This is a genomic window from Enterococcus mundtii, from assembly GCF_002947535.1.
GTDB classification, from domain to species: domain Bacteria; phylum Bacillota; class Bacilli; order Lactobacillales; family Enterococcaceae; genus Enterococcus_B; species Enterococcus_B mundtii_B.
Genome location: NZ_PUAP01000021.1, coordinates 37,566 through 52,200, shown reverse-complemented (window position 1 = coordinate 52,200; position 14,635 = coordinate 37,566). Strand labels below are relative to the sequence as shown.

Genomic DNA, 14,635 nt, shown 5'->3' with positions numbered 1-14,635 from the left:
TATGGACTTCAAAAAAATTGAATGGATTTTCTTCGTCGCCTTTTTAGGATTGAATGTTTTTTTATTTAGTAGTTACCATGAATCGGTCAACCAAGAGCATACAGTAATACGCTCAGATCAGACAGAATCGATCAAAAAACGATTAGCAAATGATGATATTACCTATACGGGTGATTTTTCTTCAGAAAGTAAGCAAGGCTACTATTTAAGTGCCGAAGAGACGGAACTGAGTCAAACGTTGTTCAAGTATCGCCAAGAAAACAATCGACGTGGTTTATTGGAGAGCGGAGTTTCAATCAATGATAATATATTGACTAAAACGTTATCAGATCCTGAATCTGAAAGCAAAGTGCTTGATCCAAATCGTATAGCGAGTTCACTCAATGATTTTTTGGATAACGAAGAAGATGTTTTATTTGGTAATGAGTATATTTATATGAAAAATTTCTCTGTATTAGAAGGTGATTCTCCTGAAATCACAGCGAGCCAAACGTATGAAGGATTGCCATTCTATGATGATACAGCTAAACTTATTTTCTCCCTCGAAAAAAAAGGGGATGAGTATCGCATTTTGAAGTATACCCAAACCCATTTAACAAATATTGAACAGTTGCGAGAAAAAACAGAATTGCATACGGAAGAAGAGGCAATCAATACGTTGTATGTAAATAATAAAATCTCTCGAGGATCGAAAATCCTTTGGCGTCAGCTGGCTTACTCTCGTATTTTGAAAGTACGAGAGAAAAATGTGTATGTACCGGTATGGTATGTCGCAATTGAAACGCCGGATAAGACCTATCAGATCGAAACGGTCAATGCCTTTAGTAATACGATTATTACAAATAATTCGATCCCAAAGGTGGAAGATCATTAAAAAAGTAGGTATAATGAACAAAGTTTACAAAGTAAGAAGGGAAGTAGTAGTAAAATGGCTGAAGGAAATACAGCTTTTAAAATCAGTATCCTTGCAAGTGGGAGTTCAGGAAACTCATTATACATCGAGAGTGACAAAAAGCGACTTCTGGTAGATGCAGGACTGAGTGGGAAAAAAATTACTTCCTTGATGGCACAAATCGGTCGGACGCCCGATCAATTAGACGGTATTCTTGTGACACATGAACATCGAGATCACATTCATGGGGTAGGTGTTTTGGCGCGTAAGTACCATTTAGATATCTATGCAAATGAAAAAACATGGGAAGCGATGGCTCCGATGATCGGAAATGTCCCAATTGAGCAAAAACATTTATTTCAGATGGGGAAAGTCCAAACATTTGGCGATTTAGACATTGAAAGCTTTGGTGTCTCCCATGATGCAGCTGCACCGCAATTCTATCGTTTCCATAAAGAGAATCGTTCGTTTGTCATGTTGACGGATACCGGTTATTGTAGTGATCATATGCGAGGAATCATTGAAAATGCTGATGGATACTTGATGGAAAGCAATCATGATCTAGAGATGTTGCGTATGGGACCTTATCCTTGGAATTTGAAACAACGTATTTTAGGCGATCGTGGTCATTTATCAAATGAAGATGGTGCGCTAGTGATGACTGATGTGATTGGTGATCGTACAAAACGTATCTATTTAGGTCATTTAAGTAAAGAAAACAATATGAAAGAATTGGCCCATTTGACAATGGAAAATATTCTTAAGGAAAAAGATCTAGGTGTGGGATATGATTTTGATGTGTATGACACTGACCCAGATGCTGCAACAGAATTATTTTCAATTTGATCAATCAATTGTGACGGAAGTGATCAGTTCATAGAAATAAGCGGTAAAGTTCGAAAATTCCAAGGAATTTTTGGGCTTTACCGCTTATTTCATAAGGAGTTACCTCCTGAATACTATTTATTTTATTATAGGGAGTGCCTGATGATGAAAGTCACAGGCTTTTTTTATTATATTACAGTAAACCTTGTTGCAATGCCAATTGTACAATGACAACCAGAGTGTTCATACCAATATGGGTGATCATTGGTGCCCAGATTCGCCCAGTTGATCGGTATTGTAAACTAAAGAAAAATCCTAAAAAGAAATAGACGAGTAAATGTCCGTCATTATGCGCTAATGCAAAGAGCAAGGAACTAACAGCCGCACCTACCCAAAAGTTGGTATAGTGACCAACGATGCCAAGGATACTCCGACGAAATACGAATTCTTCCATGATTGGTCCGGCAATAGTTGTGGCAATAATAAAAGCAGGGGTATCTAAAATCAATTGGATAATATTTTGCGTATTTTCAGATGGAGAGACTTCTCCGAAAAAGAAACTCTCGATCATAACCGCAATACTTTGTAAAATCAGAGCGATAAAGATACCAACGACTCCGTATAAAATGATTTTTGAGCGAGAAGCAACCGGTACGCTTGCTTCGATTTCGATTGGTTCTTTATGCTTGAAGTACAAGAACCACAGAATGATTGCTCCTAAGATATACGTGACTGTTGTTGCATTGATCAAACCAGACGTTGAATTTACAAGCCCAACAGATGTCAGAAGTAAAGGCGAGACAAACACTAGTCCGTAACAAAAAATACTAAAAAAGCTATATTTTTTTAATGACATAAAAAACCTCCTTGAGCTAAGAGAAAAGCCAAGTATCACTTTCTTGCTCTAATAATATAGGAAAAGCAACCGTTCGTTGAACTTTAAATGATGAAAAATCAACGTACGCGTTACTAAATGCTATCCATTATTCATTATACCATATCAAGATGTTTCTCTGATCAGTTAGTATTGGGCAGCTTTTTTACAACCGGATAAAGGTGTTCAAAAAGCTGACCTTCAACACTAAGCTGAAAAATCAAAAAATATGAGGAGCTATTTTCTGATTTTCCATCTTACTGCTCAGGTCAAAACGCTTCTTTCACAACCTATGATAAACGGTGTTCAAGAAGCAACACTTCAATAATAAGTCAAAAAAATCTAAAATGAAAAAGCCATTTTTGATTTTCTTGTCTTATTACTCAGTGCTGAGCGCTTCTTTCACAACCTAAATAAACGGTGTTCAAAAGCCAGCTCCTTCAATATTAAGTCAAAAATCGAAAAAATATGAAAAGCTATTTTCTCAATTTCTGCCTTAATACTTGGAGCTGATCGGCTTTTTCACAACCTAGATAAACGGTGTTCAAGAAGCTGACCTTCAACACTAAGCTAGAAAATCAAAAAATATGAGGAGCTATTTTCTGATTTTCCATCTTACTGCTCAGGTCAAGACGCTTCTTTCACAACCTATGATAAACGGTGTTCAAGAAGCAACACTTCAATAATAAGTCAAAAAAATCCAAAATGAAAAAGCCATTTTTGATTTTCTTGTCTTATTACTCAGTGCTGAGCGCTTCTTTCACAACCTTCTTTAAAAAATTTTTTTCTATGATTTAAAAAGCTTGCAAAAGAATAGGAGAATGAGTATTATTAAAAATGTAGGTTAGCACTCGATGTGATAGAGTGCTAATGGATTCAAAAAAAGAGTTATCGGAGGGATTTATCGTGTTAAAACCATTAGGTGATCGCGTCATCATTGAAGTCGCGCAAGAAGAAGAAAAAACTGTTGGAGGAATCGTTTTAGCTTCATCAGCGAAAGAGAAACCTCAAACTGGAACAGTTGTAGCAGTGGGTGAGGGACGTTTGCTAGAAAACGGTGAAAAAGTTCCTGCAGCTATTAAAGTAGGCGACCAAGTAATGTTTGAAAAATATGCCGGTACAGAAGTGAAATTTGAAGGAACAGAATATTTGATCGTCTCTGGAAAAGATATCATGGCGATTGTTGAGTAAGTACAAAACAAAAATAATTGATGAGGTGACGAAAAAATGGCAAAAGAATTGAAATTTGCAGAAGATGCACGTGCAGCAATGTTACGTGGTGTAGATAAATTAGCAGATACAGTAAAAGTGACATTAGGACCAAAAGGCCGTAATGTTGTTTTAGAAAAATCATATGGTTCTCCATTGATCACAAATGATGGTGTGACGATTGCAAAAGAAATCGAATTAGAAGATCATTTTGAAAACATGGGTGCAAAATTAGTTTCAGAAGTTGCATCTAAAACAAATGACATCGCTGGAGACGGTACAACGACAGCGACTGTATTGACTCAAGCAATTGTCCGTGAAGGTTTGAAAAACGTCACAGCTGGTGCTAACCCATTAGGTATTCGTCGTGGGATCGAATTAGCCACTAAAACAGCAGTGGAAGAATTACACAACATCTCAACTGTTGTTGACTCAAAAGAAGCTATTGCCCAAGTTGCGGCTGTTTCTTCTGGTTCAGAACAAGTGGGTCGTTTGATTGCGGATGCAATGGAAAAAGTCGGCAATGACGGTGTCATCACAATTGAAGAATCTAAAGGAATCGAAACAGAATTAGATGTCGTAGAAGGTATGCAATTTGACCGTGGTTACTTGTCACAATATATGGTAACAGATAACGACAAAATGGAAGCTGTTTTGGAAAATCCATACTTGTTGATCACTGACAAGAAAATTTCAAATATCCAAGATATCTTACCTTTATTAGAACAAATCTTACAACAATCACGTCCTTTATTGATCATTGCTGATGATGTGGATGGCGAAGCATTACCAACATTGGTATTGAATAAAATCCGTGGAACATTTAATGTTGTTGCTGTAAAAGCACCAGGTTTCGGCGACCGTCGTAAAGCAATGTTAGAAGATATTGCTGTCTTGACTGGTGGAACAGTGATCACAGATGACTTAGGATTAGAATTGAAAGATGCAACAATCGAAAACTTAGGGAATGCTTCAAAAGTTGTTGTGGATAAAGACAACACAACAATCGTTGAAGGTTCAGGCGATAAAACAGCCATTGATGCACGTGTTCAATTGATCAAAAACCAAATCGCTGAAACAACTTCAGACTTTGACCGTGAAAAATTACAAGAACGCTTAGCGAAACTTGCTGGCGGAGTAGCTGTCGTAAAAGTCGGAGCAGCAACTGAAACAGAATTAAAAGAATTGAAACTACGTATTGAAGATGCGTTGAACGCTACTCGTGCTGCTGTTGAAGAAGGCATGGTCTCTGGTGGTGGTACAGCATTAGTGAACGTGATCAACAAAGTAGCGATGATCGAAGCAGAAGGCGACGTAGCAACAGGTATCAAGATCGTTACTCGTGCGTTAGAAGAACCAATTCGCCAAATTGCTGAAAATGCTGGTTACGAAGGATCAGTTATTGTTGATAAATTGAAAAATGTTGATTTAGGAACAGGATTCAATGCAGCAACTGGTGAATGGGTAAATATGGTGGAAGCCGGAATCGTTGACCCAACAAAAGTAACTCGTTCAGCATTACAAAATGCAGCATCTGTTTCTGCATTACTATTAACAACTGAAGCAGTAGTTGCAGACAAACCAGAACCAGCAGCGCCTGCTGCACCAGCTATGGACCCATCAATGATGGGCGGCATGATGTAATAACTCCAGAAGAACCTTGTTCAATCAAGGTTCTTCTTTTTTTATTTCGTTTTTTTTTAGAAAACTGGGCATAATCGAGTGTGTAGTAATGGTATAGTGCATTCATATTGTTTAGATAGAAACGACATAAACCGCTGAATAGATAATCTAATCATCATCTTTCTGTATGTTTATTTCGTAAATACCCCGTTTGATGGAAATTTCATTTCTCTTAATATTTCTTTCACTCTTTCGCTAGCGAAGTTCACAAAGTTATGCTATATTTGTGATATCATTATAATGTATGCGGATTCATAATGATGAGAGATCGAATCGTAGGAGGATGAAGATGAATAAATTGATGGAATGGATGGAGAGATATATTTTGCCAGTTGCCACGAAGATTGGTTCGGAAAAGCATCTGGTAGCTTTACGTGATGCGTTTATCGGAACCATGCCGGCAACGATGGCTGGAGCAATTGCGGTGCTATTGAATGCGTTTATGCGTGATTTTCCTAACACGTATCTAGGTGAAGGAAATGCCATTACGACTTTCTTTACACCAGTAATCGGTGTGAATGGGTTGATTTGGAATGGTACGCTAGCGATTATGGCCGTCGTATTCGCATTGTCACTAGGTGCAAATTTGGCAAAGGCATATGAAGTGGACCCTGTATCAGGAAGTATTGTATCTTTAGTTGCATTTATTATTGGATTACCTGATGCTGCCACAGCTGTTTTGACGTTGCCAGAAAAATTGTCACAAGACGCTATGGATATGATCACTACGGCAGGTGGCGTGATTGCTGATGGTGCTGATGGTGGACAGACGCTTTCGATGGGCGCATGGGGTTATTTCAACTTTGGGAAATACATGGGCGGTTCAGGTCTTTTTACAGCTATGATCTTTGGTTTTATTTCTGTCATCATTTTTGCACTCTTGATGCGTAAAAAAATTATTATCAGAATGCCAGAATCAGTGCCACCGGCAGTTGCACGTGCTTTTGCCGCAATCATTCCTGCGGTTGTCTCTTTATATGTTGTGGGAACGATCAATTATATCTTCCGACAAACAGCAGGGGTACCATTGATTGACTGGATCTCTGAAGCGATTCAAAAACCTTTGATGAATTTATCGCAAGGGTATGGCGCAGTGTTTATTATCGTGTTACTTGTACATGTGCTTTGGTTCTTTGGATTACATGGAACAAATATCATGTCACCAGTGTTACAGACACTTTATGGTACAGCGATGGTCGAAAATACTAATGCCTTTCAAAATAATGAACCAATCCCATTCAAATGGGTAGCAGGTTCATTTGAAGCATTCGTATGGCCTGGTGGTGCTGGTGTAACGTTGGTATTGATTGTCATGATTTTATTTTTATCAAAACGTGCCGATTATAAAACAGTCGGTAAGCTGGGGATTGCTCCTGGTTTGTTCAATATCAATGAACCAGTGATGTTTGGTCTACCAGTCGTATTGAATCCATTGTTGATGATTCCATTCATCGTCGCACCACTTGTAACGGCAACCATCGCTTACTTCGCGACAATGGCAGGCCTTGTTCGTCCGGTGGTGGTAAATGTGATTTGGGTGATGCCGACGATCATTAGTGGTTTCTTAGCAACTGCAGGTGACTGGCGCGCTATCGTCTTGACGATCGTCAATCTCTTAGTCGCCGCCTTGATTTGGGCACCATTTATCTTGGCTGCAAACCGTTTAGATCCTAATCTAGGTGAACCAGAAGAATAAAAGAAGCAAACTCCTTGCTATGAGACGCGTTTCATACCGTATACTCAAAGCATAAATAAAGGAGGGCTTCTTATGAATACCTATATCAAAGCAACGCAAGGCACAAAGGATCAATGTTTTTACGCATTTGTTGAGTTTAAAGATTCCATGCTCGTGTTGTCTAGTTTTCAAGGCCTTAATCGATCGGTGATCAAAAAAATCAATTTAGCAGATATTTCTGGCTTGACCAAGGATGATTATTGGGGTGGTCAACGAATCAGTTTCTACGATCAAGGAACGTTGTATCAATTTTTCGAATGTGGACCTGCTGTGGTAGACTATCTACAAGAAAATCTTTTTGTATAGGTGGCGAACAGCAGTCATGGCAAACATCCGAGATATAGCCAAACGAACAGGATATTCTGTTTCGACGGTATCCCGTGTAATCAATCAACATCCTTATGTCGATGAAGCGAAACGAACAGAGATCTTGAAAGTGATCAAAGAATTAAATTATGTACCGAATGCCAACGCCAGACAACTAAGTTCTGGAAAAACTAAAAATATTGGTGTCATTTTACCTTACACAAATCACCCATATTTTGATCAGTTGCTCAGTGGAATCATTGAAGTCGCTTTTAGTGAGGGCTATAAAGTGACGTTGTTGCCAACAAACTATCAAATAAAACGGGAACAACAATATTTAGAAGAGTTTGCGGCGAAAGCATTTGACGGATTGATCATTACATCAAGAGCAAATCCCTTAGAGTTGTTGCTTGATTATCAACGCTATGGCCCTATCGTCTTTTGCGAAAAGATCGAAGACTTGGAGGTAACGAGTGTTTACATTGATCGCAAACAATCGATTACTGATGGCTTATCCTTTTTAAAAGATCAAGGTGTCAAACGTTTAGGCGTCACCTTAGGAAGAACCGGTCGAATGAGTTACAATTCGAAAATCACCTTGACACTGTGTAAAGAGATTTTTCCTGAATTTAATGAAGCTGATGTCTATTGGCAGTGTATTGATACCGAACATGGGAAATTGGCTGGGAAATTTTTTAAGGAACGAGGAATTGATGGCATTTTCACGAATTCAGACACAGTAGCAGCAGGAATCCTACAAAGCTACAAAAAACAAAAAATACCAATCGTTGGTAGGGAAAATATGCTGATCAGTGAATTATTAAATTTTTCAACAATCGATCACCATTTGAAACAATGTGGTGAAACCGCTTTTCGTTTGTTTTTGAATGATACAGTCGAACAAGTAAAAATTCCATATACGTTTATTCAACGTCCGTGAAAAAAAGGCAAACCTTATATATGAATGAGGTTTGTCTTTTTCTATGTATAGATTTTAAAGATAAAAGAGAATTTGCATGTTTTTTCTTTAGAAAAACATCCCTTTAAGTAGTAGATTGGAATAGGTTATTATATAAACTCTACTAAGGTTAGAAAAATTTACTCCTGTACGATACCAAGTATAAAAGAGAGTTTTGATGTTCAAGTAATCTAAAAACTTAAATACAAAGGCTTTTTAGTACAAGCGGTAGATGTTATAAAAGAGCAAGCAAAGTAAAATACTAAATAAGCAAGAATATAAATGAGTAGTAAGTCGTAGTGTTCTGAAAGAAAAGCCATACAAAGAAATCGAGATCGACTATATTTCTTTTTGCGAAGTTCCGTTCGTGAATAATCCAGTAGAAATAAAAATATTAGAAAAATTTGACTTAATAAACTATCGAGTTCGGGTCATTCGATGTACAGGAAATCAACGGTTACAATTGTCGAAAAATTATGAGTCCAAATTTCTTGTGAAAGAAGACTGCATAAATCACTTGAAAGCTCTATACTTTTTATTTGTAATAGATTCTATAAATTACAAAAACATAACCTATGATCAACAATAGCCAAATGATTCTTTCGACTGCCTGCATTGCCGTTGATTTTTTATCTGTAAAGATAACTCCTAATGTATATCGTTTATTCCCGCGTATAAAGCTAGTATGTAAGCCTAAAGAGATGATAAGCATTGATTGTATAAGTAGGTGCGAAAATTGGTGATTCTGATTTTTAGTTGTTAGAAAAAAAGTATATAAGGTTAACAGCTGAAATAACCAAACGATTTGAACAAGTTTACTTCCATGTTGAGGTGATTTAGGCATAGTATGCTATCTCCTTAAAATTAGTTCTTGATTTGAGCTTAGTATACTTCATACTAAATTATCTGTGCAAGAACTATTTAATTTCTGACAGTGAACCAATAGCATTGCGAAATTTAAAACTATCAAAATTTCATAACTATAGAAACCTCACTCTTGCATAAGGTTTGTCTTTTATAAGTATAGATTTTAAAGATAAAAAAGAATTTCAATAAAATGCTCAATTTAGCGTAATAAATGGTCTTGAAGGACTAAGTCCTCAATAAAAAAAGCCTATTTGCGTACGCTTACTCATATCTTGTTTTGAGAGCATCTGGATAAACCTCTATTTTTTACTTCCGTGTTTAACTGAAAAAAGACAAAGTACTAAAAACAAGTACTTTGTCTACAGTCTGAGACAAATCCACAAAAAGGATTTGTCTTTTTTTATTTATGCGTTTGCTTGAATGATCTCATTTAATGCTAGAGCGGCGCCTTTGCCACTGCGAGAATCATAGTATTCAGTAAAACGTTCATCTGAGATATACAGCATACCTAATCCTTTGTGGGCTTCTGCTTGATAGGTTGGCCAACTAAATAATAGCCATTTTTTATGTGCATCAAAAATTTGTTTTGCAAGTGCCTGATTTGATGGATCAGACAGATAAGACGTTAAGTTCGTTAGTAATTGTTGCTCTACTTCTTGCATCTCTTGATATTTTTCTTGAGACAGGTTTTGCCATTGTTCGTTTGCTTTATCGATGGTTTCTTCTCCGTATTTTTCACGGATCTCTGTGCCGTAGTTTGCTTCATTTTCAGTTATTTTTTGTTTTTTAAATCCTTCAAATTTTTCTTGGTCAGTCATTTTTTTTCCTCCTTTGAATTGTGCTAATGTTTGTTGGACGGTTGCCAGGAGAGTATCGATTTCTGCTCGTTTTTCTAGTAGTTTTCTCTGATGTTCGATGAGTGCATGTTGATGATCAAAGGTAGGATCATCTAATAATTCGCGAATTTGATTCAGTGGAAAATCCAAGGATCGATAAAATAAAATTTGTTGCAGACGATCGATTTCTTGAGAACCATAGATACGATAACCAGCTGAATTCGTCCGTTTGGGTTTGAGTAAATCAATTTCATCGTAAAAACGTAGTGTACGGCTACTTACTCCTGAGAGCTGTGCCATTTTCTTAATTGTATATTCCATTGTTTTCCCTCCTGACAAAACTAGCATAATCCTTGACGTAACGAGAAGGTCAAGTGAAAAATCATCTTTTTTATCTAATTGATTATATGTTATACTATTTAACAAAGAGAGGGAAATCAAATTGTTTTTTTATTGCCTTTATGAAAGCGATTTATTTTGTTAAGTAAAAAAATCAAGAAAAGAGGAAAAGTATGAAACTGATTGAAACCCCGATTACGAGCAACTTGAATATCAAAACTTTTTATCCAAAAATCGTTGATTTCTTTTTTAGAAATTCTGCTATTCGATTTTATAAACTATTTTCTTTAGATCGTACACAGATTTTGTTGATCGATACCTATAATCAAGTCCAATTAGTGATGATCAATACAAAAAAGAAAATCACTAAACAGGAAATTGATTATGCCATCAAAAAAGTGTTGAAAACAGAACGATCAGCGGTCAATATCCATGTAGGTGTCAAGCAAGAATTAGAAGAAGCGGGTGTTCAGTTCAAGCGGCCGAATAAGGATATCGTCATTGTAGAACAAGCCATTGCAACCATTGCCTAGCTTGATCAATACAGCAAGAAAGCTATAGACGATCCTAAATTGAATAAACGATAGGAAGTAAAGCGCCTAAATTCCAAGATAGTTTGATTTTTGGGATTTAGGCGCTTTTTTACAACTTAGATAAACAGTGTTCAATCAGCAATACTTCAATAATAAGATAGGGAAATAAAAAATGAGAAAGCCATTTTCGATTTCCCTGTCTTATTACTCAGTACTGACCGCTTCTTTCACAACCTAGATAAACAGTGTTCGAAAAGCTGACCTTCAACATTAAGCTGAAAAATCAAAAAATATGGAAAGCTATTTTCCCACGTTCCGCCTTACTACTCGGAGCTGCCCGGCTTTCTCACAACCTCGATAAACAGTGTTCAATCAGCAATACTTCAATAATAAGATAGGGAAATAAAAAATGAGAAAGCCATTTTCGATTTCCCTGTCTTATTACTCAGTACTGACCGCTTCTTTCACAACCTGTCTCTTATTTCTTCACTTTGTACAAAATAAAACAAGATTTCTTTTACTAGGGTATTTTTTTGTTATAATGGATAAGAAATGAAAATTGGCTAAGAGGAGCAATAAAAAAGATGACGACAACTTACTCAGATGACAGTTTGACGCTACATACGGATCTTTACCAGATCAATATGATGCAGACTTACTGGGAATTAGATAGAGCAGATAAACATGCAGTTTTTGAATGTTACTTTCGAGAGATGCCATTCAATCATGGTTATGCTGTTTTTGCAGGGTTAGAACGATTAGTGAATTATTTAGAAAATTTGACATTTACAGATACAGATATTGCGTATCTTCGCGAGATGGCTGTTTATCCGGAAGGTTTTTTGACGTATTTACGTGAATTCAAATTCAAAGCAACTGTCCGTTCCGCTCGTGAAGGAGAACTTGTTTTTGCGAATGAGCCATTGATCCAAGTGGAAGGTCCATTAGCCCATTGTCAATTAGTAGAAACAGCCTTATTGAATATGGTGAACTTTCAAACGTTGATCGCGACGAAAGCGGCTCGTATCAAATCAGTGATCGGTGACGATCCATTATTGGAGTTTGGTACACGCCGTGCGCAAGAATTGGATGCTGCGGTTTGGGGCACTCGCGCTGCTTACATTGGTGGAGCAGATGCAACGAGCAATGTTCGTGCAGGGAAAATTTTCGGGATTCCAGCAAGCGGTACCCACGCTCATTCACTTGTTCAAAGTTATGGGAATGATTATGAGGCATTTATGGCATATGCAAAGACGCATAAAGATTGTGTTTTTCTAGTGGATACTTACGATACCTTGAAATCGGGTGTTCCTAGTGCAATCCGTGTGGCAAAAGAACTTGGCAACAAGATCAACTTCCAAGGCGTACGTATCGATAGTGGCGATATGGCGTATATTTCGAAGCGAGTCAGAGAACAATTAGATGCAGCTGGTTTTACAGAAGCGAAAATCTATGCCTCAAATGATCTAGACGAAGCGACGATTTTAAACTTAAAAATGCAAAAAGCAAAAATCGATGTTTGGGGCGTGGGAACAAAGTTGATCACCGCCTATGACCAACCTGCTTTAGGTGCAGTCTTCAAACTGGTATCCATCGAAAATGAACAAGGTGAAATGATCGATACGATCAAATTGTCTAGTAATGCAGAAAAAGTTACTACACCAGGTAAAAAACAAGTATGGCGTATCACTCGTAACTTTGATGGGAAATCAGAAGGTGATTATGTGACATTATGGGACGAAGATCCTCGACAAGAAGAAGAGATCTTCATGTTCCACCCGACACATACCTTTATCAATAAAACCGTTCGTGATTTTACAGCTCGGCCAATTTTACAAGATATTTTTGTTGAAGGAACGAGAGTCTATGACTTACCGACATTAGAAGAAATCAAAGAGTATACCAGAGGAAACTTAGATTCTCTTTGGGAAGAATACAAACGTGATTTGAATCCGCAAAAATATCCTGTGGATCTATCAACAGATTGCTGGAATCATAAGATGGCAATCATGGAACGAATGAAGAAAAGTGTCACACAATTAACGAGTGAACTATAGGAGGAATGGAAGATGAATCATTTACAACAAGCAATTATCGAAGAATTAGGCGTGAAATCGGTCATCGATCCTCAAAATGAAATTCGTGTGAGTATCGATTTCATGAAAGAATATTTAAAGAAAAATCCCTTCCTAAAAACGTTAGTGTTAGGTATCAGTGGGGGACAAGATTCTACTTTAGCCGGACGTTTAGCACAATTAGCGATGGAGGAAATGCGGGAAGAAACGAAAGATGACAGTTACCAGTTTATCGGTGTCCGTTTGCCTTATGGAGAACAGGCAGATGAAGAAGATGCTAAGGCTGCGTTAGATTTTATCCAACCAGATGTCCAATTACGTGTTAATATCAAACCCGCAGTCGATGCGCAAACGCAAGCGCTGATTGAAGCAGGTGTAGAAATCAGTGATTTCAATAAAGGAAATATCAAAGCGCGTCAACGAATGATCACACAATATGCGGTTGCAGGACAATGCGCAGGGGCTGTGATTGGAACTGACCACGCAGCTGAAAATATTACTGGCTTCTTTACGAAATATGGTGACGGTGGGGCAGATATTTTGCCATTGTTCCGCTTGAATAAACGTCAAGGAAAAGCATTGTTGAAGGCTTTAGACGCTCCAGAGCATCTCTATACCAAAGTACCAACAGCTGACCTTGAAGAAGGCAAGCCGATGATTGCCGATGAAGTCGCATTAGGTGTCACATATGATGAAATCGACGACTATTTGGAAGGGAAAGAAATTCCAGTAGATGCACAACAAAAAATCGAGCAATGGTGGAATAAAACACAGCATAAACGTCATTTGCCAATTTCAATTTTTGATGATTTTTGGAAATAAATGAAGTAAAATAAACGAATCAAAGAAACCGTGAATCCTTGGTTGATCAAGGAAATCACGGTTTCTTTTTGTTTGTATTCGCGTTTTGCTCTCCAGTGTATTTTCAAGTTAAAAAACAAATTGTCCACATTGGAAGAGTCAGTATTAAAAGAAACAAAATAGGATCGTCTATACTTGATTGGCACTCTTCGACAGTCTGAAACACATGAATCGATGTTCCTTTAGAAAATCATTTGATAGCGACAATAGCATCTATTTCAACTTTGAATCTTGGATTAACCAATCCGGCTACTATTACTACTGTCATTGCCGGTTTATTTTCTCCATACAGGTTTATAAGTGTCGTTCTAAGCGATCCTAAAAAGGAAACATCAGTTAAATACACGTTCATTTTAACAATATTTTGAGTACTCGCTTTGTTATCCATAATGATGGAATTTATTTTTTCAACGACGATTTGTATCTGCTCATCGATACCATCGGGGATGTGATCCTCTTTTTGAGGTGTCTGTCCGGAAATAAATAATAAAGGTGAATCTGTCATAACACTATTAGAATAGATAGCCATAAAATTACTCCTTTTCATTGATATTATTACTCAGTGCTGAACGCTTCTTTCACAACCTAGATAAACGGTGTTCAAAAAGCTGACCTTCAACATTAAGCTGAAAAATCAAAAAA

Annotated in this window: 13 protein-coding genes; 10 read left to right on the top strand and 3 right to left on the bottom strand. The window is 37.2% G+C overall.

The genetic code is table 11. The features are described from left to right. Position 1: 1 nt before the first annotated feature. Entirely contained in the window at positions 2-874 is an 873-nt protein-coding gene (locus CUS89_RS06655; protein ID WP_104871535.1) for a two-component system regulatory protein YycI, read from the top strand. Positions 875-928: 54 nt separating this feature from the next. After that, the gene (locus tag CUS89_RS06650) at positions 929-1,738 is read left to right on the top strand and encodes an MBL fold metallo-hydrolase (RefSeq protein ID WP_104871534.1); all 810 of its coding nucleotides are present in this window, start codon (positions 929-931) and stop codon (positions 1,736-1,738) included. Between the two features lie 172 nt (positions 1,739-1,910). Here the strand turns inward: CUS89_RS06650 and CUS89_RS06645 are convergent, their stop codons facing one another. Next, entirely contained in the window at positions 1,911-2,573 is a 663-nt protein-coding gene (locus CUS89_RS06645) for a CPBP family intramembrane glutamic endopeptidase (protein ID WP_104871533.1), read from the bottom strand. Positions 2,574-3,497: 924 nt separating this feature from the next. On the opposite strand from CUS89_RS06645, the gene groES reads away from it, so the two are divergent. From groES to CUS89_RS06620, 5 genes are all read left to right on the top strand, one after another. Next, complete coding sequence (gene groES / locus CUS89_RS06640) at positions 3,498-3,782, top strand: co-chaperone GroES (RefSeq protein WP_019723198.1); 285 nt, start codon at positions 3,498-3,500, stop codon at positions 3,780-3,782. A 36-nt stretch (positions 3,783-3,818) separates the two neighbouring features. Then, complete coding sequence (gene groL / locus CUS89_RS06635; protein WP_010736685.1) at positions 3,819-5,444, top strand: chaperonin GroEL; 1,626 nt, start codon at positions 3,819-3,821, stop codon at positions 5,442-5,444. A 328-nt stretch (positions 5,445-5,772) separates the two neighbouring features. Beyond that, positions 5,773-7,179: a PTS sugar transporter subunit IIC gene (locus tag CUS89_RS06630; RefSeq protein WP_104871532.1), complete on the top strand. Its 1,407-nt coding sequence runs from the start codon at positions 5,773-5,775 to the stop codon at positions 7,177-7,179. A gap of 72 nt (positions 7,180-7,251) precedes the next feature. Then, entirely contained in the window at positions 7,252-7,524 is a 273-nt protein-coding gene (locus CUS89_RS06625) for a hypothetical protein (RefSeq protein WP_104775715.1), read from the top strand. 16 nt (positions 7,525-7,540) lie between these two features. Continuing rightward, positions 7,541-8,464 carry a LacI family DNA-binding transcriptional regulator gene (locus CUS89_RS06620; protein ID WP_104871531.1) on the top strand — a complete coding sequence of 308 codons (924 nt, stop codon included), beginning with the start codon at positions 7,541-7,543 and terminating at the stop codon, positions 8,462-8,464. Between the two features lie 1,289 nt (positions 8,465-9,753). Here the strand turns inward: CUS89_RS06620 and CUS89_RS06610 are convergent. Continuing rightward, positions 9,754-10,506 carry a MerR family transcriptional regulator gene (locus tag CUS89_RS06610; protein WP_104871529.1) on the bottom strand — a complete coding sequence of 251 codons (753 nt, stop codon included), beginning with the start codon at positions 10,504-10,506 and terminating at the stop codon, positions 9,754-9,756. 191 nt (positions 10,507-10,697) lie between these two features. Between CUS89_RS06610 and CUS89_RS06605 the strand changes: the two genes are divergently transcribed. From CUS89_RS06605 to nadE, 3 genes are all read left to right on the top strand, one after another. Beyond that, positions 10,698-11,057 carry a DUF1827 family protein gene (locus CUS89_RS06605; RefSeq protein ID WP_023520312.1) on the top strand — a complete coding sequence of 120 codons (360 nt, stop codon included), beginning with the start codon at positions 10,698-10,700 and terminating at the stop codon, positions 11,055-11,057. 584 nt (positions 11,058-11,641) lie between these two features. Then, positions 11,642-13,114 carry a nicotinate phosphoribosyltransferase gene (locus tag CUS89_RS06600; protein ID WP_104871528.1) on the top strand — a complete coding sequence of 491 codons (1,473 nt, stop codon included), beginning with the start codon at positions 11,642-11,644 and terminating at the stop codon, positions 13,112-13,114. A gap of 12 nt (positions 13,115-13,126) precedes the next feature. Then, a complete protein-coding gene (nadE, locus tag CUS89_RS06595) occupies positions 13,127-13,954 on the top strand; it encodes an ammonia-dependent NAD(+) synthetase (RefSeq protein WP_104871527.1) in 828 nt (275 codons plus the stop codon). 229 nt (positions 13,955-14,183) lie between these two features. Here nadE and CUS89_RS06590 read toward each other — a convergent pair whose 3' ends face one another. Then, entirely contained in the window at positions 14,184-14,522 is a 339-nt protein-coding gene (locus tag CUS89_RS06590; RefSeq protein WP_104871526.1) for a RidA family protein, read from the bottom strand. Between the last annotated feature and the right edge of the window lie 113 nt (positions 14,523-14,635).

Coding starts and splice junctions, on each gene's coding strand:
- CUS89_RS06655 (WP_104871535.1), top strand. CDS start 2: ATGGACTTCAAAAAAATTGAATGGATTTTCTTCGTCGCCTTTTTAGGA.
- CUS89_RS06650 (WP_104871534.1), top strand. CDS start 929: ATGGCTGAAGGAAATACAGCTTTTAAAATCAGTATCCTTGCAAGTGGG.
- CUS89_RS06645 (WP_104871533.1), bottom strand. CDS start 2,573: ATGTCATTAAAAAAATATAGCTTTTTTAGTATTTTTTGTTACGGACTA.
- groL (WP_010736685.1), top strand. CDS start 3,819: ATGGCAAAAGAATTGAAATTTGCAGAAGATGCACGTGCAGCAATGTTA.
- CUS89_RS06630 (WP_104871532.1), top strand. CDS start 5,773: ATGAATAAATTGATGGAATGGATGGAGAGATATATTTTGCCAGTTGCC.
- CUS89_RS06625 (WP_104775715.1), top strand. CDS start 7,252: ATGAATACCTATATCAAAGCAACGCAAGGCACAAAGGATCAATGTTTT.
- CUS89_RS06620 (WP_104871531.1), top strand. CDS start 7,541: ATGGCAAACATCCGAGATATAGCCAAACGAACAGGATATTCTGTTTCG.
- CUS89_RS06610 (WP_104871529.1), bottom strand. CDS start 10,506: ATGGAATATACAATTAAGAAAATGGCACAGCTCTCAGGAGTAAGTAGC.
- CUS89_RS06605 (WP_023520312.1), top strand. CDS start 10,698: ATGAAACTGATTGAAACCCCGATTACGAGCAACTTGAATATCAAAACT.
- CUS89_RS06600 (WP_104871528.1), top strand. CDS start 11,642: ATGACGACAACTTACTCAGATGACAGTTTGACGCTACATACGGATCTT.
- nadE (WP_104871527.1), top strand. CDS start 13,127: ATGAATCATTTACAACAAGCAATTATCGAAGAATTAGGCGTGAAATCG.
- CUS89_RS06590 (WP_104871526.1), bottom strand. CDS start 14,522: ATGGCTATCTATTCTAATAGTGTTATGACAGATTCACCTTTATTATTT.